A 24,823-nucleotide genomic window follows, 5' to 3' on the forward strand; every position below is an offset into this window, starting at 1 on the left:
TTACAGTTTTTAAACAATATGTTCTATTTTTATCATACTTCATGGATTCAGCATTGAATATAGAAAATTCATTTTTTTCAAACAAAAAGCCAGCCTGACTCATACGCACAGGCTGGCTTTATAATTTTTTTTGACCTCAAAGCGAATTTTAAACATTACAACGCGCTCATTAGCCCTCGTTTGTTTTCATAATAGAACAGTTCTTTTTTATGCATGGGATACTCGTTCATGGGCCCGCAATAAACAATTTTCAATCCCGCTGCCAAGTAGATATCGCGTGGACTCACTAAATTTGCCGGTTTATCCGAAACTCGAATTCCGCCTTCTGATAAAACCGTTGCCACAAATTGCGAACAGAAAAACGCGTCTTTGCGATCAAAATTCCGCTGCAGTAAAACGCCAAACAAGCCGGAAAGATTGTATTTATACAGATCTTTTTGCTTTTCCATGTTTTTGACGTAAGCCCACATTTTCCAGTAGCCTTTTTTGCTGACCGTGCATCGATAAACCGCACAATATGCGCGCTGGAACAATCTGTTTTGCACATCTTCTTGGACAAAGCCAGCAACAAATGCATTTTCGACATCTTTCCGCCCAAAACTGTACATGGTTTCTAAGTTTGGGTCAAACGACAAGGAAACATGGCCGTATGTATGTTGAGTACAAGTTTTCACCAGTCGTGCTAATGGGGTTTTCGTATCTGTAAATACGAGGTAAATTTCCATTTCTTCACCTTCTTTTTAAGGGTTTCTCTATTTTCAGTTTAAATTTATTTCATCACTTACACATCAGGCGAGAGCCCACTTCCCTGCCAGGCCAAAGGCTTAGGAAAAAGTAAGCCGACAAGCGGTCGGTTTTAGTTGCAGGGAACAAAAACCAGCTCTTCATTCGGAAATGGCTTCTGCTTATAAAATCAGCTTTTCGGAAAAAGCAAAAAATAATTCCTGAATAATAGCCAAAGCGGTTCTGCTGCACATTATGCAGTGGTCGGCTGAAAGGTACAATAACTGAAAAGGTAGCTTCGGTATTCTGCGGTCAATCCTTCAGGCAAATTGCCACAATTAAAAAATTTCAAATCCAGTGATTCTGCAGAATCCATTTTCATAGACCCTTGAATATCGGTTGTCACGAATACAGCTGTCACCGAATAGAGTTCATCGCCATTGGAAACTTTGAAATAATAGTCTGGCCCTGAAAATACATCCAATAGCTGGAGAGCTCCAATTTCCAAACCAGTTTCTTCTTTAACTTCTCGCCTTGCGGTTTCTTCTAAGCTTTCTCCAAGTTCCATTAAGCCGCCTGGCAATCCCCAACCGCCGTCTGTCCGCTGCTGGAGTAAAACTTCACTTTGTTCGTTAAGCATTAACACAACAGCGCCTGGCAGAATCAATGGCATATGCCCAACTTTTTCTCTTAATTCTTTTACATAATCCACAGAGATTCCGCCCCCTTTCTGAATGAATGCTCTACGTTGATTAGGTTTAAATTTAGCCACATTATTGCCAAAATTACGAATATTATTTAGACGATTTTTTTATGAAATTAGTTTCATTTTTAATTATATCTTCTCATATTTATAATGCTTTTGATATATGAAAAAAGAAATTATTTTCCAGATCCTTCATTTACTTTGTTGCTTTCATGAACAAAAACAGCTAAAAGCAGCTTGCCAATTGAACGGCAGCTGCTTTTAGTTGTTTTAAGGCTGGATCTACTCAAAAGGAGAATTATCTTCTACATAGGCATCAATTACCGACGGCACTATGCTCGCCTTTGCTGCCGCTAACGCATGAGCCAGTTCTTCTCGTGTTTTTACAGTATAGCCCTCCCCGCCACAAGCTTTTGCAAAAGCGGCAAAATCGATATTGGCAAGTTCAATCTCTGTCGGCGTGTTGCCTTTTTCTTTTTGTTCGTGCTCTATCAATTGAATTTTTTGGTTGTTGAATACGACTACCGTCATCGGAAGCTGGTATTTGACGGCCGTGACTAAGTCTTGCATGCCCATCGAAAAGCCACCATCGCCCGCTAAGGCAAGCACTTGTTTTTCAGGATAAGCAAGCTTTGCTGCAATCGCTCCAGGCAGCGCACAGCCCATGGTCGCAAGCCAGGCTGATAAAACGAGCGATTGGTTAGACAGTTGCAAATAGCGGGCTGTCCAAATCGTGACATTCCCCACATCGAGCGAGACGACCGCATTTTCGTCCAGTACCCGCTGCACTTCAGCCAACACTTGCTGAGGTTGGAGCATTTCCGTTTCTTTTTCCATATCTTGCTGCAGCTGTGCATGCCATTCGTTTCGCTTTTCTTTATATCGGTTCATAAAGGCGTCTGCTTTTTCTTCTGATCGGCTTGACAGCCAAGAAAGCGCCGAGGCTAAATCGCTGACTATCCCAACGGTTGCCGGATAATATTTGCCAATGACACTCGAGTCAATATCGATTTGAATGGCCGGAACGTTTTTTGGCAGGTATTGCCGGTACGGATAAGCGGTTCCAGCTAAAATTACCAAATCCGCTTCCTGCATCGCTTCCGCTGCAGGTTTTGTTCCCAATTGGCCGAGCTGCCCTAGATTATGGGGATGGCTATCCGGAATCATTCCTTTTGAGGGAAGCGAAGCAATCAATGGGGCATTGATTTTCTCAGCAAATGCCAGCACTTCGCCGGCAGCATGCCTTGCTCCTTTTCCTGCCAAAATCACCGGTTTTTCCGCTTGATTGATCAATTCGAGCGCTTCCACCAAATCTTCTTCAGCTGCCCGGATTTTCGGAACCGTATAAACAGAAGAAGCAATCGGTTCATCCCGCTTGATTTTGGTGCTGAACAAATCATCCGAAACAATTAAAACTGCCGGTCCTTTTTCGGCATAAGCCGTCCGAATGGCTTGGTTCAGCATATCCGGCAATTGCTCTGCGCTCTGGACGCGCCGATTGAAAACAGCCACTTCTTCAAACATCGATTCGAGCTTCAGCTCTTGAAAATTGTCTGTTCCGACTATGGTGCTGCTGATTTGGCCGACCAATGCCAATACCGGCGTTTTGTCTTTTTTTGCATCATACAAGCCATTTTGCAAATGGACGGCTCCAGGTCCGGCAATCGACAAGCAAACCCCAATTCGTTCGGTCAGTTTTGAATAAGCGGCAGCGGCAAGCGCACCGGTTTCTTCGTGACGTATTTGGATAAAACGAATCGTTCCATCTTTTCGCAATTCTTCCATGAACTCATTGATCGAATCCCCCGGCATTCCGTATATATGGTCGATGTTCCATTCCTTTAACTGCTCGATGACATAACTTCCTGCAGTGCGTTCAAACATTCGTTTTCCTCCTTGTCCCTTCATATTTTCGCCTTGTCTTTTGCACATACCTTTTGCAGGCGTCCATTAAACAGTAAAAATCCCGAACGGTTGTTTCGGGATTTAAAATATAGCGATTTCATTGGTTTACTTCCGAGATTTATTGACAAACAAGTCGTGCAATTGTTCAGCCACCGTTTCAACACTTGGTACATCGTTATAATGAACTGAAATTAAGGGATCATCTCTTCTTATCCTCTGTGCCAAAAACAATGTTCTTTCACTTTCTCCATTGTCTGTAGAAATAAAAACCGTAACACCGTTCATGTTCTGAATCATAACAAGTTCGAGTTCTTTAAAATTCTTTTGGTAGTCGCCGCCTGCATAAAACTCAAATTCTTGGACAATACCGCTTTCCGTAATACGGCTTTTTATGTTAAAAACTCTTTTTATTGCAAAATCCATTTGCTGTAGGGCCATCAAAATGTTTTTGGCTGTTTCAGACCCCGTGACGTTTATCAAGTCGTTGTCTTTGGGTTCGCACTCAAAACGAACATCCAAAGCCGTTTTGAGCCATACTTCGATTCGTTTCACAGTTAGCGGCGTTTGGAGGGATACATCAAATGCGAACGGTACAGTTTTTTCTTCTCCCGGATTAATGGAAAAAGAATCGCTCACTTTAACACGCTGGATTTCAAAGTTTTCCATCGCTCTTTTGCCGTTTTGTTCCACTACCACGGAAGTCATCAAGGAAACGTATATGGCATTGATTGGCTGTTCGTTCTCACCGCCAACAATGATGATATCGCCTGATACCGTTTCTCCTTGTTTTACACGAGCTTCGTGTACGTACGTATCTACTTTTGCATTGCCGATTCCGGCAGATGATCTGACTTTATCGAACGTTGCCATTGTCATCCCTCCTGATATTTCTGTATTTTCAATCTATTATAACACTTTGGTGGGCTTTTTACTTTTCCAAAATCATAGAAGGAGAATATTTACAAAGAAAAAACATTCCGTTAACACAAGCAATGTTGATTGTAATTTTCTCCATTAAAAAACTGTTCCTCAGAAGGAACAGTTTCAGACCCAATTAGCGAACATTTGAAAGAAGTACTTCCCGTATTTCTTGAGCCGCTTTTGATGTGCTAATCATATCGTTTCTACTAAATCTAATTGACAGCCTGGATTCGTCCATGTCGAGCGCTTGTGCAAGCAAGCCGCCTAGCCCTTTAGCTTTATGATCCATTTCAATGTAAACCGATGTCCCGGTTGCATCCGACAGCAGTAGGAGCTCCAGTTCACTAAAGTGCCTTCTAAAGTCTGATCCTGGATAAAACTCAAATTCCTGCACTACGCCGCTTTTCGTTTGACGGCTTTTTAGGTTGGTGACGGCTTTTGTCGTAAAGCCCAGCTGCTGAACAGCGGCTAGAAGCGTTTCCGCAGCGTCCGTTCCGCCTACTTGCAGATAGTCGCGGTCTTTCGGATCCACTGCAAAAGGCACATCCAGCACCGTATTCAGCCATACTTCAGTTTTTCCAACAGTCATCGGCGTTTCATAAGATAAAGCAAATGAAAATGGAATAACTTTTTCTTCTTTTGCTCCAATCACGAAGCCTTCGCTCACTTTGTGGCGTTGAATTTCCATGTCTTGCCGGTATTTGCGGTCGTCGTGCTCAATCAATACAGACGTTTCCACTGCCAAATAAATTGCGTTAATTTGCTGCTCGACTGCACCGCCCAAAATCCTGACTTCCCCAGCGACTTGGCCGCCTTGTTTTACGCTAGCTCCATTTACAATGGTATCCACTTTTGCATTGCCGATTCCTGCACTTGCTTTCACTTTATCGAAAAATGACATCTTAATTCCTCCTCATGGCTTCTTATTCAATTCCTGCTTCTAATACGGATTACTTTAGTAAATGTTGCAGATTTTTAAAAATAAATCTAAAACTACAAAAAAACATCCTTTCAACCGGATGTAACTTTGAAAGATGGGATGCATCAATTTCGCGCTATATTTTGCTTAGAATTTTAAAAACCAGTAACTTTAATATAGAGAAAGCAGGTATTTCGAAGTCTTTACTTCATATACAAAACTTTTGGCGATTTTTCATAATATTAACTAATAAGAGTATAAAACATTTATGAAAACTTATTAGGATGTTTAAGTTATGAATATAATAAACTAGAGTTTTAACTTTTCTATCCAATATTGTTCATATAATTGATATTTTGCGAACAATCAAACGTGAATGTATAAAAGATACATTCCCTTCTTCTACCAGTATATTCTTTTTTCGATCATCTGCTGATATGTAAACCGATTAATCGACAAAACCTACTTGGAACACTTTTAATAATTGCAGTTCGAATGTACCTTATTTTCTTAAAAAGTGTAGTGATTCTCTTTTTTCTAGTAACATAATGGCAGCAAGGTGTTGAATGTAACTTACTTGCCAATAAGTTACATTCAAATAGAACAAAAAAGAAACTTTTTGGCTTTGGCAGATCCTTTTACTACAGGTGTTTGTATTAAAATAAGGTAAGACTGTTGATAATTTTACCTTTAATTCTGCATAATTTGTGGTAAATCCTTGAATTATTGAAATAAAAAATTGGCTAAGGAGACATACACAATGAATGAAAAAGACTTGGTAGAGATGATAAAACAAATGTCAGAAAAAGATAGTCTAGAAAATGAAGGAGAGAAAGGTTACATAAACGATGATACTTTGTCCTGGAATGCCCACCGAAAAGCAGAGCAGTTATCAGACCCAAATGTCATTCCTTTTCTTGATGATCTGTTAGAAAAAAGTAAAAATGGAGAGATTAGAAGGAAGATTTATTACATTCTCGGAAAAATAGGGAAAAATACAGGAAATAAATACGCGGTCAATGTCCTTTTGAAATGGCTTGAAAAAGAATAAAATAAATATGCTTTAGTAGATTTACTTGAAGGACTTGCAGAACAAAAAAACCTAGCAGAGTGTGCAAGTATATTAAAGTATGTCCAAGATGAACGTTGGGCCATCAGACATGCGGCTATTAATTCCTTACGGGGATGCATACACCCAGTTGCAGAAGAAACTTTAATCAATATCATAAAAGACTCTAGTGATAAGTATGATCTAGTTTATGCCGTTTCTGTATTATCAGATATTGGTTCCAATAGATCAATTCCATATTTAATTAACTTAATCGATAATCCAAAGGAAGATGTAAAATGTTCTGCTATTTTGGCAATAAGCGAAATAGGGGACGATTCTTTGTTGCCTGTTTTCTTAGAAGCGTTACAAAGTCATTCTGCTTCCGTAAAGTCTTATGCTATGTCAGCCATTAAAAAGCATGGAAATGAGACCGCCATCGTACCTGTATCTGAACGAATTAAAGCGATATTAAAAAGGAAAAGAGGTACTGAAAGCGAAGAATTGAAAAATGCGCTAGAGTTTCTTATGTACTTTAAGAATAAACAAGTAGAAATCCAAGAGTTTTTTAAATGGATAACGCACAAAAAATGGGAGTTTCTTTTTGAAGAAGAAAAGAAGTTGCTAGCAGAAAATTTTACAAAGAGAGAACTTTGAAACGAGAAAGCCTTTTCTTTAATTTATGATCAGCAATTCGATTGAATTGCTGATTTAATAGTGTACCGATGTCTACTGCTCTGGCGAAAATGAATGTAACTTAATTCACAATAAGTTACATTCAAAACTACAAAAAAGACTCATCTACATTCTAATGAGCCAATAATTTTATAGGTAATATAATTGGCAATTAACTTTTCAGATCTTTGACTAGAAAATAACCTCTAGAAGTAAAAAGTGCAATGCTGATTACTATTGGTAAAATTCCAATTTCCTTTAGGGCTGTGACATATAACCCTAATTCAGAAGAGTAACCTACTGTTGCTAAATAAGGAGAATAAATCGCTGCGCCCACTAGTGTCAGTCCGAATAAAATCACTCCTGATAAAATCCCGATTCCCCCTACTAGTATTTCTTTCATTTAATTCACCGCCTTTAGTATCAAATAATTTATATTTAATAATTCTTCATCGGCAATCGACTTTCCTTTTTTTAACATATTAAAAACCTTTTAGTTATTTTCCTATTGAGTTTGAATGTAACTTAACTGCACTTAAGTTACATTCAAACTGATGAAAAATCCCCTCTCCTAATGTGCTTTTTCAACCGATACATTTCTCAGGTTGAAGAAGCTTTGCCATTCTTGAAGATGCGCCATTCTTTAAGTTGAATTTGGACTTGTATTAAAACCTTTGTTTTTAAGAAGAAAATTCTTGTCGACCAGTTCTTCTGCGACCGTTTCTGGGTAGTAATGCTAAATGACTTCTTCAGTGGATATCGTGTCGGGAACATACAAAAAGCGTGAATACAATTCTGTGCCAGTTTGAAGTTGTCTATTAAATAAATTAAAACAATCGATCGTCTCTATAAATTTCCATTCAACCTTTTGGCCGTATACATTTAAATAGTCCACTTCCTGCTTTATCACTTCCTTTTTACAAAATGCATAAGCCTGCTCTTCAGAAGGAGCTTCTATGAGAAAGAGAGTTTCCTCAAAAGTCTTGTGATCTCTTGGTGAAGCTATATCCATCGTTTCTTGAGAACGCTCTTCCGAGATGATGCATGCGTACAAGACCTTTACTGCATACCATTCCCAATCCTTATTCATTTTTTTACGTAGCCTCTTTTTCATGTTCTTCTCCCCTCTGAAATTCAGGTTATCGCATTAAAGCTCTTCTCTGGACAGATTCGGAATGAACTAAAGGCAAAAGTTAGTTAATTCATGACGCATATCCATAACTTAATATAACTATTTCTTTTTCAAAGTAAGTTTAGAAATAGATTCTCCAGAACCACTGGAATATCCTTCCTAATCTGATTTATTGAATGGTTCTTTAATGGATGGCCTCTGTCAAATAAGAACCTGCCTATTGAATCAACATAGTCCTCGATGAACCGTTCATAAAAGGACGCTTTTAAGGACGAAAATGGAGAAAATAGGCCATAATCAGCCTCTTCTCTCTATTCGAATTTAAGCAGCTTTTGATAAGTGCTGATAGGTAAACTAGAAATGGCATTTCTTCGAAATAATATGAAATCGTCTTATTTGTTTCATTCTTTAACCGAGGATTTGTAAAAAAAGAAACTGTTACGGCTTATAAAAGTATGGACCACAGCCTTCTTCATGTGTCAGAACATATGTCCAGGTAAAGTGTTCATCGACGACATAAAGATCTGCACGCAGTTCTTCAACGGAGTTAAAGTAGGATTGATTATTGTGGACACTAGTAAAAGTTTTTTCGATAGCAGGGCTATCGGTATGGATGATATCTTCTGCTTTTATTCGATTAGCCTTTTTGATGAACAATGCATCGTCGATATTCGCATAGAACAGATAGCATCTTGCCTTCTTTTGCTGATTGAACGCATCTACTGCCACCTGCTCTTTTAGGCATTCAATTTTGTTCCAGCTGAATGCATTCCACATGCACTGCGGAAAAGCGATCTTTCTTTTTTGTGCTTTGCTTAAATCCTTCGCAAAAGCTTCTTCCCATCGCTGTTCTAACTCGCCTCTCTTGCTCAGCAACAGTTCAGCATCAAAATTCATATCCCGCAACCGCTTTATTTGCATTTGTACTAATTCGTCCAACTTGCTTACCCCTCCTACACAACCCTTATAATCGTCATTTGGGCATTATTTTGGAAAATGAGAATTCAGAAACCGTTTATTCGAATATACCCAAACACTCCAAAGGTAGCTAGCTAATTTTGGGAATGAAAGCGTTCGTAGAAGTACACTTATACAGACAACAAAATAGGAAAGAAGCTATTATGCTCCTTCCCTTCCGGTAATCCCTCTTATGTTAACCTATTTTAAATGATTTTTCCTTCTTTAATGGATTGCTTTTTTCGTTTTCCCTGCTTGAAATGTATTCCATACTTTCCTGATGCTCTTATAAACGAAATAGCCAAGAAGAGCGCCAATCGTATTCAGGAGTATGTCATCGATGTCAAATTGGCCCAGTTGCAGGAAGAACTGCAAAAGCTCAATGGAGACGGTAACCATAAAGCCAATCATCATTACTTTCGAAAAGGTTCTGAAACGGCTGAATAGGAACGAAAGAAAAATGCCTAAGGGAACGAAAATCAAAATATTTCCGAGCGTATTAAAAAGAATGATGTCTAGATTATAATGCTGACTGCCGACTAGATAGTTGTATGTATTTAGAAAAGGAATGATGTTCGTATTTAATTTCCAAACTTCTGCACCGAAGAAGGTGGAAGTTCCTTCGGGATACCAAAAGTACCAATTGGATGAACCCCAATTTACCAGCCGGTAGAGCATTCTTTCAAACAACAAAAACCAAAGTCCAATTGCCGTATATATATTAAATAAAATCCAGCTGATGCTTTTCAGGATTTTATTGTTTGGGTGCACCGTATCTTGCAGACCTGATTGGATGGTTTCGACGTCACCGAACTCCCTTAAAGCCCGCGCAACTGCTTGCTCTTGAGTAAACCCTTTTTCTTTATACTCACGGATCAATATTGTGGATTTAGAATCTATTAGTACATGATCTTCATTAGATCCTACCATTGTACCTATTGGTTATTAAGAAGATGCAAGAGTTTGAAATTTAGTATATGCTACCAAAATAGGATGGAAATCTGTCAAAACATATTATAAGTACCAAGAAGCACAGGTTGAACAAGCTATAGAAAATTATTATGGGTATAGCTATTCTAGATATAGCGATCTGATATCAATTCAGATTAAGGGATCTAGTAAAAAAATTGTCCTCGAACACGGTACCGAGGACTGGGGAATGGAACATATTCTTTCAAAACACCATCCGAAATATTGGATAAGTCTGGGATTTGGCTCTTATAATACGTTCTTTGAAGATTATTTTACTTTTTGCGATGTCGAAAATGTAATTATAACAGCAGCTAACTATAAGGATAACGAAAAGAAAATTTTGAACAATTATAAGGACAGAGTTGTTTTAGATGGAAGGTATCTAAATAAACCATATAGACTAGTTTTAACAAACGGTTCAGTTACTACAGTTTATCCTTACCAATGGAATGTAGGAGAAAGTCAAAAAGGCTTAGCATATTAGTTTTTAATGAGGTGACTATCTTTGTATACAATTGAAACATATATTGCTCGTCCTAAAACCCAAATAGAGACCCAATTTAATTATTATTCAGAAAAACTTTTTTTGGAGTACCCAGAATTTTGCTATATAAGTATTAAGAATAAAGATGAAATAATTGATTTACTAAACAAAGAAAGTATTACTCCCGAATATCTTAATATGGCAATTGTCATAAAAAATAATAAAATAATTGTGGGATATGAAAATAAAGGCTTAAATCTATGGGATAATTTTGTAGACTTACTTGTTAGTCTTATAGAAAAAGAATCAAGTGAAACAATGTTAGGGATTGAACCAAGAATTATTAAGTTGGTTAAAAAAGGGAATAATAAACTAGAATGTACGATATATCACGAGTATGAGCTAGAAAGTAAACAACTGTTTATTTTAGAACACAAAGAATTTATAAACTCTTTAATTATTTCAGGAAATGACTTTTACTCTAAATTACTAGAATATAATTTTCCAAATAAAGTCCATTTAGAAGAGAATCTTGCAAGGTTGAAGGATATTGCTGATAAAATATAAAGGGCTAAACTATTTAATTAAAATACTCAAAATGAAAAAGCCACCATCCTTAATATAATGGTGGCTTTTTACGTTGTCTGAAGGGGTTCAAGATGAACATTCTTGTGGGCGACTAAAGATCGTGCGGTTACATTAAGATTTGCCTACCGATAGATCAAATGCATATTTAAGACATTCAATATTAAAAGAATTTTCCGTTTACATTAATTGTAACATAATCCCCATTTACTTTATGCCTCAGTAGAAAATCAATGCTATTTATAACCGTTCGTAAAAACACACTTTTATGTACACTTCAAAAAGGGATAAAAAACGGCTAAAAGAACGTTTGTAAACGTGATAAAACACTTTACGAACGTTCTCGAGTTCACATATACCTTTTTGAACACTTTTCATCAAAATCAAGGAGGAGAAGAAAATTTTTAATCCCTAAATTTATCGTATATGAAAAGCACTAAATTATAAAAAACTATAATTTCTTACTTTTACTGAAGCTTTTAAAATAAGCAGCGGTACATTAAATGAAGAATAATGCTCAAATTTTCATGAACTATACATTAAAGTGAGACAACGAGTATAACTTCATTTGTCTTATGATTACGTATCAAAAAGATCACCATTCGCCGCATCGATATAGCGCTTCGCAGATTTTTGGACGCGCAGGTGGGCATTTTCTGGCATCATTTGATGGAACGCATCGTATACCCGGTTAAACTTCAGCTGTTTCAATTGCTTGGCCATCCGTTCGACCGTTTTTGCCGGCAGCGGAATTTTATTCGGGTAGCTGTATAAAAACGTTGCCCATTCAGGATCAGGAACAACCAGAAACGTATCGCCCGGCAGCAGCACGCCTTCTTGGCTGCATCCTTCCTGCCACTCCAATACCGCCGCTCCTTTAAAATGGCCGCCTAAGCGGTGGAGCCGAATCCCTGGAGCCAGTTCCAGTTGTTCGCCTGACCAAAAAACGATTCTTTCGCTCGGCCTCACGATCCATTGCCGGTCATCTTCGTGAATGTAAATCGGGGCATCAAACGCTTCTGCCCACTCTACTTGAGTTGCGTAATAATGCGGGTGGGACAAGGCGATGGCGTCGATCCCGCCTAACCGCTTGATGTGCTCAATCGTAGAAGCATCCAAATACGTAAGACAGTCCCATAACACGTTAAAGTTTTCGCCTTGGACAATATATGCAACCTGGCCGATTGCAAAATGAGGCAACGTATGGACGCTGTAGAGGCCCGCTTCCTCTCGCTGAATTTTATTTTTATACTCATCTCCGTTTTCCATTTCTTCAAGTGTTGTCCACGACTGCCCCGCCGGATTGACGTATTGCCGTTCCTCGCTGCAAATGATGCACCTTTCCGGCTCTTTTGGTGCTTCTGCGTATTGTATTCCGCAAGTCGTACAAATAAAGGCTTTCATCGCACCCACCCTATTCGTGTTAGATTTTCATGTCGTTCAATTTTTTGCCATAAAATAGGAATAACTTTGGGAAAGCTCGGAAATGCCTGTGGTATAGTATGTCTGAGGTGTTAAACATGGAAAATATCACGATACTTGTCGCCCTTGCAGGCGGATTTTTGGCGTTTGTTTCCCCTTGCTGCTTGCCGCTTTATCCCTCTTTCGTCTCCTATATCACAGGAGTTTCAGTCAATGAATTGAAAGAAAACAAAGAAGCGTCGTTCCGCAAGAAAATTTTCATCCACTCTATTTTCTTTTCACTTGGCTTTTCCATCATTTACTATGTGCTGGGATTTTCGCTCAGCACAATCGGCGGCTTATTTCGGACCAACCAAGTGCTGATCCAGTCGCTCGGCGGAATTTTCCTAGTTTTCATGGGTTTGTTCTTGATGGGCATCATCAAGCCGGAGTTCATGTTCAAAGAAAAACGCTTGGATTATAAAAAGAAATCGTCCAGTTACTTGAATTCATTCGTGGTCGGATTTGTCTTTTCGGCCGGCTGGACGCCATGCATCGGGCCAATTTTTGGCGCCATCATTACGTATGGCAGTTTGGTTAATCCCGCACAAACCATTGCGGTCGTCACGGCTTATTCGCTCGGGTTTTGCATTCCTTTTATCATCATGGCCTTTTTTATCGGCAAAACCCGGCTTGTCCTTAAATATTCGGCCGCATTGATGAAATTTGGCGGAACAATCATAGTTGCCCTTGGCATGATGATTTACTTTAACAAAATGTATTATTTGAACATCTGGACTTCGGATTTCCAGCTTTTTGTGCAATCGCTGTTGACGTGATGGATGGCCCGGCTACTGAGCCGGGCTTTTTTGTTCAATAATGAGGGAACGATGATTTGATTGATGCTTGTAGCGGATTCAGCTCCGGATCATCAGCCGCTTTAATGTAAAAACTTTTAAGGAACAATTTGCAGTTGGCGAATAAAAACCAGTAGTTTTCTTCTTCCAAATGTTCTTTTTGAGCAGCAATCCTTTCCGGAAGCTTAGATAAAAGTGTTTCAATCTCTTTAATAGCTCCCCTGTTTTTCGCCAACTCAATGATGGGAACCAGGAGCCGCTCTTCTTCTTCATGGAAATAGACACTGTCAGAGATCAACGCTTTACCCCACAATGCATGAAGTTGCTTTAAGTGGGAATCAGACCCCAGTTTCTGGCTTTTTGCCAATTCTTCAAATACATCAGCTGCGTGGGCCACACTATGGGCCCAGCCTTTACCTGGCACAAAGCCTCTCACGTCTTTTTCTGCATCCAAATATTCCAGCATCCGATCATTTATTTGCTGGACCATAGGTGCCGGCAGAAAATCGCTGTTATTGTCTTTCTGGATGATCAGCGCCAAAAGCAACGTCGTAAAGGAACGCGTAAAAATGGCATCGCTTTCTCTTTGCTCGATTCCTTTCATCAAAAACTGATCGCTTAAACTTTTTTCGGCTAATCCAATAAGAGTCTTATGAGACAGCTGGCCACCAAGAATCAATTTGTAAAAGCCTCCGTAAATCAAGCGGTCTCGAAGTTCACTGTCAGTCGACCCGATGTGTGCCATCATGCAAGGCACCAAATATGCATCTTCAGTGGCATCATACGTCTCTTCCCCAGCATGAAACTTTTGTAAGAGTCTTTTCACTTTTTGTGTGCTTGCCATCTGTTGTTCGTTTGCTGTTTTCATCTTTACCTCCTAACTATTTCTACTGCATTTTGTTTTACAGGATTAAAGCATTTGAACGCTACGACTATAGCTAGAACGCCCATAAGAAATGCCGCCGCGATGACTGCCGCTTGGATGGAAAACAAGTGTGAAGCGATGCCGATAGCAATTGTTGCCGCAATGACCAACAGCGCTTCCACGAAGCCATATAAACTGAGGATCCTCCCCATTTCTCCAACCGGAATATGGGTTTGTGTATACGTTTGAAAGCCGGTATTGGCGAATGCCATCGCAAATGCCAATACCGCAAATCCGGTTGCCGCCATCCAAAAAGAAGTTGAAAATGCGTAAACGGCATAGCCGGCTGAAAAAAAGAGCGCCCCTCCGCCCATTAACCATTCGGCACGCAATTTCTTCACAAGCAATGCATTCACCGAAGCGCCTAAAATGATGCCTGCTCCGGCCACGCTGACCAAAAAACCGTATTCCGCATCCGACAACAGCAGCACCGCTTTTGCAAAGGACGCTTCTTGTGAATCAATAGATGCTGAGAGGACCATCACACAACTGAACAAAAAGAACAGCGACATGACAGAAATGTTTTTTCGGCTGAAACGCCCTACGCTTTTCCAATCATTCATGACCACAGCAAAAGACACTTTCACTTCCATTTTTTGCGCATCCATTTTTTTCTCCACATTAGGCATCCTAACCAGCACCATTCCAGAAAACGCAAAAGCCGCTGCATTGATGTAAATGGCAGCTGTCGGTGTTCCAATTAGAAACAGCACGCCTGCAACGGCTGGGCCAATCAAAAAAGCTCCTGAATCGACTAGACTGCGAAGTGCATTAAATCGTTTTCGTTGTTCCTTTGGCACGAGTTTTGTCGTATAGACAAAAGAGGCTGGATCAAATACCGAACTCGCCATATTAATGAGCATCACGGCCGCGTAGATTGCACCGAGCGACGAAACGAACGGCAAGCAGGCAACCACTCCAGCTCTTGCCACATCCAACCCGATCATCAACCGCCTTTTGTTCATTCGGTCTATCACACTGCCTGACCACAAATTGGTCAAAAGCGAAGCCGCCGGTTTGGCCAAGTATAATCCCGCAACTGCTAGCGGCGAATGGGTCATTTCCAAAACGAGCAAATTCAATGCAAGCAAATACACCCAAGCGCCAATATTGGAAGTGCCGATGCTGAGGAGAAGCATGCCAGGTTCTTTCCATGTCTCTAGTAAAGTTCGTAATTCCATCTCCATTCTCCTTCCGCGCTTTTCTTTTTCAAAATAAAAAATCCCGCCCCCAAGACATTTGTCTTGGGGGCGAGATTGAAAAGTCGCGGTGCCACCCCTATTTGTCAATGCGTCGCCGCATTCACCTCATTCGGTACTAAAATTTCAATACCTAGCTCGGTAACGGGAGCTCCCGTTGCACCATCCCCTGTAACAGGCTCCTATGCAAAGCTCAGAGGCTTGGTTCGCTAATAACGCCTTTGCTACTTTTCACCAACTGGAGCTCTCTTGGAAAGGCGTATTTAGTTACTCTTCTCATCAGTGCTGTTATTCTTTAATTTTCATCATATTAACACATATTCTTTTTTCTGGAAATCGAATATGATAAAAAATATGCGACCAAAAACGCTCAGCTGCGTCTAAGGAGTATGAAAGGAGTGAAAAGCTTTGAGCAACCAGGATACGGTGGAGAACTGGTACGACGATTACGGCAATGCAGTTTTTACATACATTTTGATGATGGTTGGCCATTACCAGCAAGCAGAAGATTTAACCCAGGAAACATTCGTCAAGGCTTTCCGCAAACAAGAACAGTTTTTGCATCAATCCAGCACGAAAACTTGGCTGTTTTCAATTGCCCAGAATACCACAAAAGATTATTTCCGGAAAAAGAACCCACTGAAACATTATTTCGATTTGTCGCTGAATGAAAAAGACACGCAGTTTTCGCCACAGCAATTAGTAGAACTTGGCGAGCAAGAAGCCGCCGTTTTTCATTCGCTGCAAAAACTAAAACTGTCTTACCGGCAAGTGATCGTCCTTAGAATGATCAAAGAATTTTCCACGAAAGAAACAAGCGAAGTGCTCGGATGGTCGGAAAGCAAAGTTAAAAGCACCTTGTCGCGCGCTTTAAGTGAAATGAAAAACGAACTCGTGAATGGAGGATTTGAATATGAAGCAATCATTCGATGACCAATTGGGCGATTCACTGAAAAAAGTTGATACACAGCTTCAAATGGATAGTGAGCAGCACAACCTATTGAAAAAACGGATTGTGCTTGAAAGCCGAAAAGCTCCTGTTCCCTTGAAACGCAAGCTCAATAAAACTTGGCTGTCACTAGCAGCTGCAATTTTTCTGCTGGTTGGCTTTTCGCCTTTTTATTCAACATCCATGGCGTCGTTGGCGGCTAAAATTTTGCCACTTAAAATCAGCTCAGTTGAGAATCAGTCCGGCTCTCCTGAATTTGTCAATGGCATAATGGAAATCGTCAGCGGAAATGGTTATGAAATGGGAGGGTTAGGCATATTACCCGATCCGTATACCATCGACGTTTCTGTTATGGCAGGACAAGGCGATCTAAAAGAGGTTAAAGAAAACTTGCAGCCGCAAATCGAACAGTATTTGGCTGATCAAGGAGTGGATAAATACAAACTGCTTATTTCAGTTGAAAAAAGAAGCGAGGAAAGTGATTTTGGAGATCCTGAGCTTCTAGCAAATATAGAAAAGTTGAATTTGATTTACAAAGATGTATTAAGCAATTTGGGCTACCCAGAATTTGCGGAACGCTCAGGGATAAGCTTCAGCAACGACACTGCATACATCGAACTGCCTGATACAGTAAAAGAAAGCGAAGAAATCCGCTCCGCACTACTCACTGCAATCCAAAAAGAAAAACTGCCGATTGAAAAAGTCGATGTGCAGCTTTATAACGAAAAAGAACGTGAACAAAACATGCAGTGGAGTATGATTGGCGACGAAATCTACAATGCCTTAGCTGGAAAATCTGCCTATGATGTCACCGGCTATAGTTATGGATACACTGGAAAAACCGGTTTTATCGAAATCAAAACAAAGCTTTCTCAAAATACGTCCATCGACATATTGGCATCTATCGAAACAGCGATACGGGACTATTTAGCTTCCGACGAAATTAATACTCAAATCGCCGGAGACGGCTACAACATCAAATTGCTGGATAAAAATAATAATAGCTTGGTAAAAATCACCCGTACCCCTGGAGAAGAATAACGATCCGCTGAAGCTAAAAAAAGCGTTAGGCTAGCTCTAGTTTTGAGCTGCCTAACGCTTTTGACTTTGTGTCGTTTTTAATATACTTTGTCGCCGTTAAAAATGGAATTTTTCACAACCACGTAATCCACGTTGCGAATGGCCATCAGTTTGTCGCCGCCAGCATAGGAAATCGCCGATTGCAAGTCCTGCTCCATTTCAACCAATGTATCTTTCATGGAACCTTTGAATTCCACAAACATCTTTTTGCCTTCAACGTTCTTCCGCTCTCCTTTTTGGAACTCGGAAGCGGAGCCGAAATACTCTTTCAACAGCTTGCCATCTTGTTCGACGGTTTGCCCAGGTGATTCTTCATGTCCCGCAAACAATGAACCGATCATGACCATTGAAGCGCCAAAACGGACAGATTTGGCTATATCGCCATGCGTCCGGATGCCGCCGTCGGCAATGATCGGTTTGCTGGCTGCTTTGGCACACCAGCGCAGAGCCGCTAATTGCCAGCCGCCTGTGCCAAATCCGGTTTTGATTTTCGTGATGCACACTTTCCCTGGCCCAATGCCCACTTTCGTTGCATCAGCGCCCGCGTTTTCAAGTTCACGCACCGCTTCTGGCGTGCCGACATTTCCGGCAATGACAAAACTTTCCGGAATCAGTTTTTTTATGTGCTGGATCATGTTGATGACGCCGTTGGAATGGCCGTGTGCCACGTCGATGGTGATGTATTCGGGAATAATCCCTTCATCAGCCAATTGTTGGACAAACGCATATTCCTCCGGTTTCACGCCGACACTGATTGAAGCAAAAAGCCCTTGTTGTTGCATGTCTTTCGCAAAAGCCAAGCGCTTTTCCGGTTCAAACCGGTGCATTATATAAAAGTAATTGTTTTGGGCTAAAAATTTCGCGATTTTTTCGTCTACAATTGTCTGCATATTGGCAGGAACTACCGGCAGCTTGAATGTCCGCCCGCCAAATTCAACGGAAGTATCACATTCCGATCGGCTTTCCACTATCGCTTTTGCAGGAACTAGTTGAATATCTTCGTAATCAAATACAACATCCATTATTTCAACCCCTAAATACGAATAATATCGCACGAACTATTCATTAATGTTCGTCCATTAGATAATGTACTTTATTTTCTGCGGAATGTCAAAAGTACTTTAGCCCTTTTTTCTTTTATTGATAACTGTCTTTTTGAATTTGCAATTTCAAGCCTTCATCCTCGTCTATATCCAGTTGCTCAATCTTTCCTTCTGAAGCTACTGTTGCAGTCCCGATCACTTCAAACTCTTTTTCTTCGCCTTTATCCGTTTGATAATCCACTTCAAGCACGAACGCATAGGTATCTGGATTTTCAGTTTGTTTTTTCAGCTGAGAGGTTTTGATTTCCATCTCATACTCTCCCCCTAAAAAGTGATAGCCGAAAGCAAATGGCTTGAACCGGCTATAGCCTTTCTCCGAAAAATACGCTTCGTAGGTTTTATTCATATAGGCATTGTATTCTTTTAGTTTAGGGTCGTCATTTTGAAGCACCGACGTTTTTTGTTCGATCATTTTGTTTTGTAGTTCTTCTTTAATTTGAATAAATTCCTTATCCGGACCTGTAAATTCATGAGTCAGGACCGTAATCACAGCTTCTTCACTTGGATTTTTTGCCGCAGTTCCCGCTTGTGAACAGCCCGAAAGCACCATTCCGCCTATAAGGAGGCTCAGCAAAATTCGTTTCGCAACCATACCATTTCCCCTTTGTTCATTTCTATAATCTGGATAAAATTTGCTGCTCCTTTTAGTATGAACGAGAAGAATAAATGTTTCAATCTTCTTTCAATAGAAAAAAGCACTCTCCGAAGAGAATGCTTTTGAAACGCTTTATTAATCGACTGCGACTGCGGTTTCCACATCTTCGTCTTTGTTCTTTTTCGCTTTGTAATAGAACATTGCCGTGATTATGGCAGTTAACCCTAAGCCGATAATAAACGAGGTATTCAAATCGATGCCAAATCCTATTTTCTGATTGAGGATGTAGACAAAAACCATATACGTGATAAAGAGCGCCGGCGCCATTGCGACCAAATAGTTTTTGCCTTGGATATACAAGTACATCGCACCGATCCACAACGCAATCGCCGCTGTTGCTTGGTTCGCCCAAGAGAAGTACCTCCAAAGCAAGTTAAAATCGATTTGTGTCAGCAGCGCCGATATTGCAAACAGCGGCAGCGCTATAACCAATCGTTTCATCAATTTTTGCTGGTCCATTTTAATGTAATCGGCAATAATGGAACGCGCCGCACGGAATGCCGTATCCCCTGATGTAATTGGCAAGACGATGGCTCCGAGTACCGCGATTGTCCCGCCAACTGCACCTAGCAACGTCATCGAAACTTCGTTGACAACTGCGGAAGGTGTTCCCGCATTGATGATGCCGCTCAAAGTTTGTCCGTCAAAAATGCTCATCGCAGCAGCAGCCCAAATCATAGCGATGACGGCTTCGGCAATCATCATGCCATAAAAAATGTAACGGCCTTGCGACTCTTTTTCAACCGTACGGGAAATGATAGGCGATTGCGTAGCATGGAAGCCGGATAATGCGCCACACGTGATGGTAAAGAACAACATTGGGAAAATCGGCAAGTCTGCTGGGTGCATATTCGTAAAGCTCAATTCAGGAATCTTGTATTCCGAAAACAGAAGCGCACCGCCGACTCCTACTGTCCCCACTAATAAAACAGCACCAAAGTAAGGATATAAGCGACCGATAATTTTATCGATCGGCAAAATCGTAGACAAGAAATAATAAACAAAAATAATGACAATGATAATTCCAACTGCGACTCTGCCATCAAGCAATAAGGCCAGAAGCGAAGCAGGCGTCGTAACGAACACGGTTCCTACCAAAAGAAGCAATAATAATGCGAAAATGTTGACGACATGTCTTGAAGCAGCGCCTAAAAACTTGCCAGCTAGCTCCGGAATGTGAGCGCCTTTATTGCGGATGGAAATCATCCCAGTCAAGTAGTCATGGACAGCCCCCGCAAAAATGGACCCTACAACAATCCATAAAAAAGCGACCGGCCCGTAAAGAGCACCCATGATCGGCCCAAAAATCGGTCCGGTTCCGGCAATATTCAATAATTGGATAAGTGCATTTTTTTGTTTGTGCATGGGAACAAAATCCACACCATCCGCGTTCGCATAAGCAGGCGTTTTTCTTGTTTCGTTTGTATCAAACAACTTTTCAATAAATTTGCCGTATGTAAAATAGGCTGCAATCAAAATGGCAATTGACACAAAAAAAGTAATCACGCTTTATTCCATCCCCTTTTCAGAAAACGCTTTCATGTTTTCTGTATTTTTGAATGTCTTCCTCTCGTATAGTGGATGCTTGTAGCATCCGCTAAAAACCTCCTTCCGAAAAATATTTTACCATTATTTCTATTATCTGTCTCTAACTTAATAGATATTTCAAACAATTCCAAACCTTTCATGCTCAATTTATAGATGCTGCAATACGGAATCGGACCTTTACCTTTTTCTTCAACTGCATGCCTTACTTTCAAAAAGAAAAGCTGACGGATTGGCCATTTTCATGGGCTTTCCGCCAGCTTTCTTACTTTTAAAGATTCTGATTGAATTTGTCGCTATTTAGTTAAACGCGTGATTCCAATCGGTATGCAGCCGCTTGCTTCTTCTGCACTCGCCGGTTTCTTCTTCTTTCATCGTTTTCTATTTTCGCAGATAACAATCCAAGCGCCACTCCGAATAAGGCTCCGCCAAACACTTCTATAGGTTGATGCCCCAACAGTTCTTTTAATTCTTTTTCACGTTTCACAAACTTCATGCTTGGAAAATCACCTGAAAGGGACACGAAACTGTCTTCCAAGTCATTTACTAATTGAGCAATTTCGCCTGTGTGGCGGCGAATGCCCTGTGCATCGTACATGACAATCGTTCCAAAGACAACGGCTAAAGCCGTTTCTGTATGGCCCGCTCCTTTATTCGCTGCTACGTAAGAAGCAAGCGCTGATACGCCGGCAGAGTGGGAACTTGGCATGCCGCCTGTTGTGAAGGCTTGCTTCCAATCCCAGGCTCCCGTCAGTTTTTTATGTGTCAAAATTTTCAGGCCTTGCGCGATTCCAATCGCCGATAACGACGTAATAATTCCCCGGTTCATTCTTTCCATTTTCCTCGACCTCCGCTCTATGTATGACCAGCAAAAAAAATACTGTTCGTTTTCATTACCCTAACTTTCCCTTTTTTATGCGGAATTGAAGAGAAAAAATGAACTTCATCCCTAGAAAAAAGGAAAAGCGCTCTTTGCGCTTTTCCTCAATGGCGTATTTGTTCAGTTGGTTTTTCAACTGAAGGTAAAACAATGCCGGTAGCCGATAAAGTTTTCATTAATATTTCATGCATTAATTTATAACCTTCATCGTTTGGATGAATGGCATCGAGCCAAATCGTCGGGTTTTTGCCCATGATTTCGGTTCTGGAAACAATGACCCCTTTTTCGCCGATCGCCGTATTCCAGGTACGCAGCAGCAAATTAGTGAATCCAAAATACTGAAATTCTTTTTTCATGGAATTGTATAAATTGTTCTGAACGATCAACACATCGCCATTCAAATTTCGGATATGTTCGTACGTTTCCAGCAAATTTTTCCGGTACGCCTTTTTTAGCTGAGTAAATTGCCGGACCATTCCTTTTGTTCCATGGTTTCGGAATCCCCGCAGAAGATCATTTCCGCCGATGTTCAACAAAACAAGGTCGGCTTCTTTTAGTGTTCGGTCCCAACTTTCGGTGCGTAGCCGGTCAACCAAGCCGTTGCTCGTAAGGCCGTTGATGCCAAGATTGGCAATGGTGCTTCCTGGAAATGTTTCTTTCAAGTATTTTGAAATGCCGCCTTTTGTGCCGTAGCCATAGGCGACCGAATCTCCTAGTATGACAATGTTTTTTATATGGAATTGCTTATTATGTTGTTTAATAGAAGAAAATGACGCTCCGCGGAAAAGGGCGCCAGATCGATTGAATTTTTTCACACTGCCTCATCCTTCCCTTGATGCTTATATACTTATTTTAACATAATTTTGGTTTATTTAATGGTTTGATGTTCATTTGCGCTTTCTACGATATTCCTGTTTTTTAATGTATTCAAACGTATTTTTCCTTGATGATTACTCCAAAGGAACAGTTAAAAGGGGCTGTCTCATAACTACAAAATATAAAACCGGCAAAGAAAAGGATACTTTTCTTTGCCGGTTTTTTAGCTAGCTGACGGGAATGGAAGCGGCGAAAACCATGTGCTCCTGCATCGCTTCGCTGCTTCGTCGCAAAGAATCGACCGAACTCCCTTCGGTCGATTCTTTCCTGCGGGATAGCGAAGTGCCGAAATCCACTCGGGCGCTTAGCCTGAGTTAGTTCGGCGCGAGCCCGCGGAAAGCGTCCGCTGCAATGGACGTCAGCCCCTTTTGGGACAACCCCTTTTAACTGTGGTTTACGGAGATGAGAGGATTCGAACCCCCGCGGCGCTTGCACGCCCTAACTGATTTCGAGTCAGCCCCCTTCAGCCTCTTGGGTACATCTCCACGATGAATAAAAAAATTTTATCACTGCTTGTTGTGTTGTGCAACGATTTCCTTCTACTCATAAAAACCTCATTTTTTTTGTATTGTTTCAATTTTGAGGAACTTTTTTTGACTTAGCCCGTATACTTAAATAAGAGGTGATTGGTATGGAATGGAAAAAGATTGTGGCTCTTTTTTTCGCAGCTTTTTTGTTGATGCTCCCCACTCACGCGTTTGCAGTTGATTTTGAAATTACACAAGTGGCCATTGATGCTCAGTTAAACGCAGATGGAACCGTTTCTGTATCCGAGACGCACACGTACGAATTTGATGGAGATTTTAATGGCTTAACAAGAGAAATCGCTCCAAAACAAGGAACCAAAATTCAAAGCTTTACTGCCTTTGAAAACGGCAGCCAATTGAAAGTAGAACGAGAACAAAACGTCTACAAAATCTTTCGTTCTGGGGATGATGAAACGGTAACAGTGGAAATGAATTATTTTATTATCGATGCCGTGGAAAAATTTGAAGACGGGGCAGAGTTTTATTGGCCTTTCTTTGACGACCGCAACGAAAGCGATTATGGCAATATGACAATCACCATCCTTCCCCCTGCACCGGCAGAAGATCCTCTTTTTGTTGGTTATGGAGAAGCCGCCAATACCGGATCGCTTGAACCGAATGGTGGAGTAATATTTGACCTTGGCAACGTTCCATCAGGTGAAAACGGCGATGTCCGTGTTGTTTACGATCCAGAATTGTTTCCAAGCCTAGAGGAGCAGCCAGGTGCGATAAGAGCCGAGTTAGTTGGGGAACAGGAAAACCAAGCCGAAGAAGCTGCGGCCTTTGCAGCGAATAAGGATTTGTGGAATAAAACCGGTTCGGCTGCAATTCCTGTATTAAGCGGTTTATTCGCGATGTTATTCGGGTCGGTATGGTTTGCTTCAAGAAAGAAAAAACGAAACGCCCGAACCTTTGCCACTGACTTTTTCGTCCCTAAAGAAAAAATGAGCATGCCAGCCACCATTTTTTTTGCCAAGCCGTCCGTTTTTGTACCATATGTGGCAGCGGCAGCATTGATGGATGCTGTTCGAAAAGGATATGTCCGCCAGCTATCCGATAGCCAGTTCGAACGCATTCTTCAAAGCTCTGGCCATCCTCATGAAGCGGTGTTCCTGGATTTTTTATTTAATTCTGTAGGAGACGGCAAGGTTTTCAATACACAAGACTTAGAGGCTTTTACTAAAAACGAATCGAATGCGGAAGCTTATCAAGAAGCTATGTCGTCTTGGAACAAAGAAATTTCAGCTGAAATCAAAGAGCATAAATTATACAGCCGACACCCGGGGATTCGCTGGGGAGCCGCCTTTATCAGCCTGTTGAGTGCAGGATTGGCCATATACTTCGGCTTGTATGGTTTATATGCATGGCTCGCTTTCAGTGTTTTCTTGGCTTTGTTGTTTTTCGGATTCGCTTGTTTTTACAAACCGCTCACTTTACAAGGCCATGAGATCCGGGCTGAGTGGCAACACTTGCGCGACGCCATGAACAACTTGCCAGAGGAGACCTGGAACCGCTTATCGAAAGACGATAAAATCCGAGCCTACACGTTCGCACTCGGCACTGAACCTGCAAGCGGAAGCAAGGAAACACGGCCGTTTGCCCTAGCAGAAAAATTTTCTGCAAGAAACGACTCTAGCGATATCGCTTTTAATCCTGTTTTTCTCGCAGCAGTATTTATTACGGCGGATTCCAACTCATCGGCCCATGCAGCGAGCTCTTCTTCTTCAACAAGCTTCGGAGGGGGAGTTGGCGGGGGTGGTGGGGGTTCTGGAGCCTTTTAACCAAACAACCGCAATCAA

At 41.0% G+C, this 24,823-nt stretch carries 25 protein-coding genes and 1 tRNA gene; 8 read left to right on the forward strand and 18 right to left on the reverse strand.

The window, feature by feature from the left end; translation table 11 throughout:
• Nucleotides 1–155: 155 nt before the first annotated feature.
• The 5 genes from ACRRQV_RS03130 to ACRRQV_RS03150 all read right to left on the reverse strand — a co-directional run bounded on the left by ACRRQV_RS03130 (nt 156) and on the right by ACRRQV_RS03150 (nt 5,156).
• Entirely contained in the window at nt 156–725 is a 570-nt protein-coding gene (locus tag ACRRQV_RS03130) for a hypothetical protein (protein ID WP_432527527.1), read from the reverse strand.
• A gap of 251 nt (nt 726–976) precedes the next feature.
• A complete protein-coding gene (locus ACRRQV_RS03135; protein ID WP_432527529.1) occupies nt 977–1,435 on the reverse strand; it encodes an NUDIX hydrolase in 459 nt (152 codons plus the stop codon).
• Nucleotides 1,436–1,711: 276 nt separating this feature from the next.
• Complete coding sequence (locus tag ACRRQV_RS03140; protein ID WP_432527531.1) at nt 1,712–3,313, reverse strand: pyruvate oxidase; 1,602 nt, start codon at nt 3,311–3,313, stop codon at nt 1,712–1,714.
• 126 nt (nt 3,314–3,439) lie between these two features.
• The gene (locus ACRRQV_RS03145) at nt 3,440–4,204 is read right to left on the reverse strand and encodes a sporulation protein (protein WP_432527533.1); all 765 of its coding nucleotides are present in this window, start codon (nt 4,202–4,204) and stop codon (nt 3,440–3,442) included.
• Between the two features lie 184 nt (nt 4,205–4,388).
• Nucleotides 4,389–5,156, reverse strand: a complete 768-nt coding sequence (locus ACRRQV_RS03150) for a sporulation protein (RefSeq protein ID WP_432527535.1) — start codon at nt 5,154–5,156, stop codon at nt 4,389–4,391.
• A 778-nt stretch (nt 5,157–5,934) separates the two neighbouring features.
• Between ACRRQV_RS03150 and ACRRQV_RS03155 the strand changes: the two genes are divergently transcribed.
• Entirely contained in the window at nt 5,935–6,225 is a 291-nt protein-coding gene (locus ACRRQV_RS03155) for a hypothetical protein (RefSeq protein ID WP_432527537.1), read from the forward strand.
• A gap of 69 nt (nt 6,226–6,294) precedes the next feature.
• Complete coding sequence (locus ACRRQV_RS03160; RefSeq protein ID WP_432527743.1) at nt 6,295–6,879, forward strand: HEAT repeat domain-containing protein; 585 nt, start codon at nt 6,295–6,297, stop codon at nt 6,877–6,879.
• Nucleotides 6,880–7,069: 190 nt separating this feature from the next.
• Here the strand turns inward: ACRRQV_RS03160 and ACRRQV_RS03165 are convergent, their stop codons facing one another.
• The 4 genes from ACRRQV_RS03165 to ACRRQV_RS03180 all read right to left on the reverse strand — a co-directional run bounded on the left by ACRRQV_RS03165 (nt 7,070) and on the right by ACRRQV_RS03180 (nt 9,865).
• Nucleotides 7,070–7,300, reverse strand: a complete 231-nt coding sequence (locus tag ACRRQV_RS03165) for a hypothetical protein (protein WP_432527539.1) — start codon at nt 7,298–7,300, stop codon at nt 7,070–7,072.
• Nucleotides 7,301–7,633: 333 nt separating this feature from the next.
• Nucleotides 7,634–8,011 (reverse strand): DUF4288 domain-containing protein, encoded by a 378-nt coding sequence (locus ACRRQV_RS03170; protein ID WP_432527541.1) that lies wholly within the window; start codon nt 8,009–8,011, stop codon nt 7,634–7,636.
• 456 nt (nt 8,012–8,467) lie between these two features.
• A complete protein-coding gene (locus tag ACRRQV_RS03175; RefSeq protein WP_432527543.1) occupies nt 8,468–8,968 on the reverse strand; it encodes a DUF4275 family protein in 501 nt (166 codons plus the stop codon).
• Between the two features lie 243 nt (nt 8,969–9,211).
• Nucleotides 9,212–9,865, reverse strand: coding sequence for a VanZ family protein (locus ACRRQV_RS03180; RefSeq protein ID WP_432527545.1), 654 nt, complete (start codon nt 9,863–9,865; stop codon nt 9,212–9,214).
• A 280-nt stretch (nt 9,866–10,145) separates the two neighbouring features.
• Between ACRRQV_RS03180 and ACRRQV_RS03185 the strand changes: the two genes are divergently transcribed.
• Together ACRRQV_RS03185 and ACRRQV_RS03190 are read left to right on the forward strand one after the other, a co-directional pair.
• A complete protein-coding gene (locus tag ACRRQV_RS03185; RefSeq protein ID WP_432527547.1) occupies nt 10,146–10,442 on the forward strand; it encodes a hypothetical protein in 297 nt (98 codons plus the stop codon).
• A gap of 21 nt (nt 10,443–10,463) precedes the next feature.
• A complete protein-coding gene (locus ACRRQV_RS03190; protein WP_432527549.1) occupies nt 10,464–11,009 on the forward strand; it encodes a hypothetical protein in 546 nt (181 codons plus the stop codon).
• 597 nt (nt 11,010–11,606) lie between these two features.
• Here the strand turns inward: ACRRQV_RS03190 and ACRRQV_RS03195 are convergent.
• The gene (locus tag ACRRQV_RS03195) at nt 11,607–12,431 is read right to left on the reverse strand and encodes an MBL fold metallo-hydrolase (RefSeq protein ID WP_432527551.1); all 825 of its coding nucleotides are present in this window, start codon (nt 12,429–12,431) and stop codon (nt 11,607–11,609) included.
• A 116-nt stretch (nt 12,432–12,547) separates the two neighbouring features.
• Between ACRRQV_RS03195 and ACRRQV_RS03200 the strand changes: the two genes are divergently transcribed.
• On the forward strand, nt 12,548–13,267 hold the full coding sequence (locus ACRRQV_RS03200) for a cytochrome c biogenesis CcdA family protein (protein WP_432527553.1): 720 nt from the start codon (nt 12,548–12,550) through the stop codon (nt 13,265–13,267).
• Nucleotides 13,268–13,301: 34 nt separating this feature from the next.
• Here ACRRQV_RS03200 and ACRRQV_RS03205 read toward each other — a convergent pair whose 3' ends face one another.
• A complete protein-coding gene (locus tag ACRRQV_RS03205) occupies nt 13,302–14,153 on the reverse strand; it encodes a DUF2785 domain-containing protein (RefSeq protein ID WP_432527555.1) in 852 nt (283 codons plus the stop codon).
• Between the two features lie 2 nt (nt 14,154–14,155).
• A complete protein-coding gene (locus tag ACRRQV_RS03210) occupies nt 14,156–15,391 on the reverse strand; it encodes an MFS transporter (protein ID WP_432527557.1) in 1,236 nt (411 codons plus the stop codon).
• Nucleotides 15,392–15,817: 426 nt separating this feature from the next.
• On the opposite strand from ACRRQV_RS03210, the gene ACRRQV_RS03215 reads away from it, so the two are divergent.
• Entirely contained in the window at nt 15,818–16,342 is a 525-nt protein-coding gene (locus tag ACRRQV_RS03215; protein ID WP_432527559.1) for an RNA polymerase sigma factor, read from the forward strand.
• Complete coding sequence (locus ACRRQV_RS03220; RefSeq protein ID WP_432527561.1) at nt 16,323–17,399, forward strand: hypothetical protein; 1,077 nt, start codon at nt 16,323–16,325, stop codon at nt 17,397–17,399. The genes ACRRQV_RS03215 and ACRRQV_RS03220 overlap by 20 nt, the downstream gene beginning before the upstream one ends.
• 77 nt (nt 17,400–17,476) lie before the next feature.
• On the opposite strand, the gene guaC is transcribed toward ACRRQV_RS03220, so the two are convergent.
• The 6 genes from guaC to ACRRQV_RS03250 all read right to left on the reverse strand — a co-directional run bounded on the left by guaC (nt 17,477) and on the right by ACRRQV_RS03250 (nt 22,982).
• The gene (gene guaC, locus ACRRQV_RS03225) at nt 17,477–18,460 is read right to left on the reverse strand and encodes a GMP reductase (protein ID WP_432527563.1); all 984 of its coding nucleotides are present in this window, start codon (nt 18,458–18,460) and stop codon (nt 17,477–17,479) included.
• Between the two features lie 115 nt (nt 18,461–18,575).
• Complete coding sequence (locus tag ACRRQV_RS03230) at nt 18,576–19,133, reverse strand: hypothetical protein (protein WP_432527565.1); 558 nt, start codon at nt 19,131–19,133, stop codon at nt 18,576–18,578.
• A gap of 138 nt (nt 19,134–19,271) precedes the next feature.
• A complete protein-coding gene (locus ACRRQV_RS03235) occupies nt 19,272–20,702 on the reverse strand; it encodes a carbon starvation CstA family protein (RefSeq protein ID WP_432527567.1) in 1,431 nt (476 codons plus the stop codon).
• Nucleotides 20,703–21,045: 343 nt separating this feature from the next.
• Entirely contained in the window at nt 21,046–21,579 is a 534-nt protein-coding gene (locus tag ACRRQV_RS03240; protein WP_432527569.1) for a divergent PAP2 family protein, read from the reverse strand.
• 146 nt (nt 21,580–21,725) lie between these two features.
• Entirely contained in the window at nt 21,726–22,436 is a 711-nt protein-coding gene (locus ACRRQV_RS03245; RefSeq protein WP_432527571.1) for a GDSL-type esterase/lipase family protein, read from the reverse strand.
• Between the two features lie 458 nt (nt 22,437–22,894).
• Nucleotides 22,895–22,982: transfer RNA gene (locus ACRRQV_RS03250), tRNA-Ser, on the reverse strand.
• Between the two features lie 146 nt (nt 22,983–23,128).
• On the opposite strand from ACRRQV_RS03250, the gene ACRRQV_RS03255 reads away from it, so the two are divergent.
• On the forward strand, nt 23,129–24,805 hold the full coding sequence (locus ACRRQV_RS03255; RefSeq protein WP_432527573.1) for a DUF2207 domain-containing protein: 1,677 nt from the start codon (nt 23,129–23,131) through the stop codon (nt 24,803–24,805).
• The last annotated feature ends 18 nt before the right edge of the window (nt 24,806–24,823 follow it).

The organism is Planococcus sp. YIM B11945 (genome assembly GCF_050864155.1).
Classification (GTDB): Bacteria; Bacillota; Bacilli; order Bacillales_A; family Planococcaceae; genus Planococcus.

Coding starts and splice junctions, on each gene's coding strand:
- ACRRQV_RS03165 (WP_432527539.1), bottom strand. CDS start 7,300: ATGAAAGAAATACTAGTAGGGGGAATCGGGATTTTATCAGGAGTGATT.
- guaC (WP_432527563.1), bottom strand. CDS start 18,460: ATGGATGTTGTATTTGATTACGAAGATATTCAACTAGTTCCTGCAAAA.
- ACRRQV_RS03220 (WP_432527561.1), top strand. CDS start 16,323: ATGAAGCAATCATTCGATGACCAATTGGGCGATTCACTGAAAAAAGTT.
- ACRRQV_RS03145 (WP_432527533.1), bottom strand. CDS start 4,204: ATGGCAACGTTCGATAAAGTCAGATCATCTGCCGGAATCGGCAATGCA.
- ACRRQV_RS03240 (WP_432527569.1), bottom strand. CDS start 21,579: ATGGAAAGAATGAACCGGGGAATTATTACGTCGTTATCGGCGATTGGA.
- ACRRQV_RS03155 (WP_432527537.1), top strand. CDS start 5,935: ATGAATGAAAAAGACTTGGTAGAGATGATAAAACAAATGTCAGAAAAA.
- ACRRQV_RS03140 (WP_432527531.1), bottom strand. CDS start 3,313: ATGTTTGAACGCACTGCAGGAAGTTATGTCATCGAGCAGTTAAAGGAA.
- ACRRQV_RS03230 (WP_432527565.1), bottom strand. CDS start 19,133: ATGGTTGCGAAACGAATTTTGCTGAGCCTCCTTATAGGCGGAATGGTG.
- ACRRQV_RS03210 (WP_432527557.1), bottom strand. CDS start 15,391: ATGGAATTACGAACTTTACTAGAGACATGGAAAGAACCTGGCATGCTT.
- ACRRQV_RS03255 (WP_432527573.1), top strand. CDS start 23,129: ATGGAATGGAAAAAGATTGTGGCTCTTTTTTTCGCAGCTTTTTTGTTG.
- ACRRQV_RS03185 (WP_432527547.1), top strand. CDS start 10,146: ATGGAACATATTCTTTCAAAACACCATCCGAAATATTGGATAAGTCTG.
- ACRRQV_RS03200 (WP_432527553.1), top strand. CDS start 12,548: ATGGAAAATATCACGATACTTGTCGCCCTTGCAGGCGGATTTTTGGCG.
- ACRRQV_RS03150 (WP_432527535.1), bottom strand. CDS start 5,156: ATGTCATTTTTCGATAAAGTGAAAGCAAGTGCAGGAATCGGCAATGCA.
- ACRRQV_RS03130 (WP_432527527.1), bottom strand. CDS start 725: ATGGAAATTTACCTCGTATTTACAGATACGAAAACCCCATTAGCACGA.
- ACRRQV_RS03170 (WP_432527541.1), bottom strand. CDS start 8,011: ATGAAAAAGAGGCTACGTAAAAAAATGAATAAGGATTGGGAATGGTAT.
- ACRRQV_RS03205 (WP_432527555.1), bottom strand. CDS start 14,153: ATGAAAACAGCAAACGAACAACAGATGGCAAGCACACAAAAAGTGAAA.
- ACRRQV_RS03195 (WP_432527551.1), bottom strand. CDS start 12,431: ATGAAAGCCTTTATTTGTACGACTTGCGGAATACAATACGCAGAAGCA.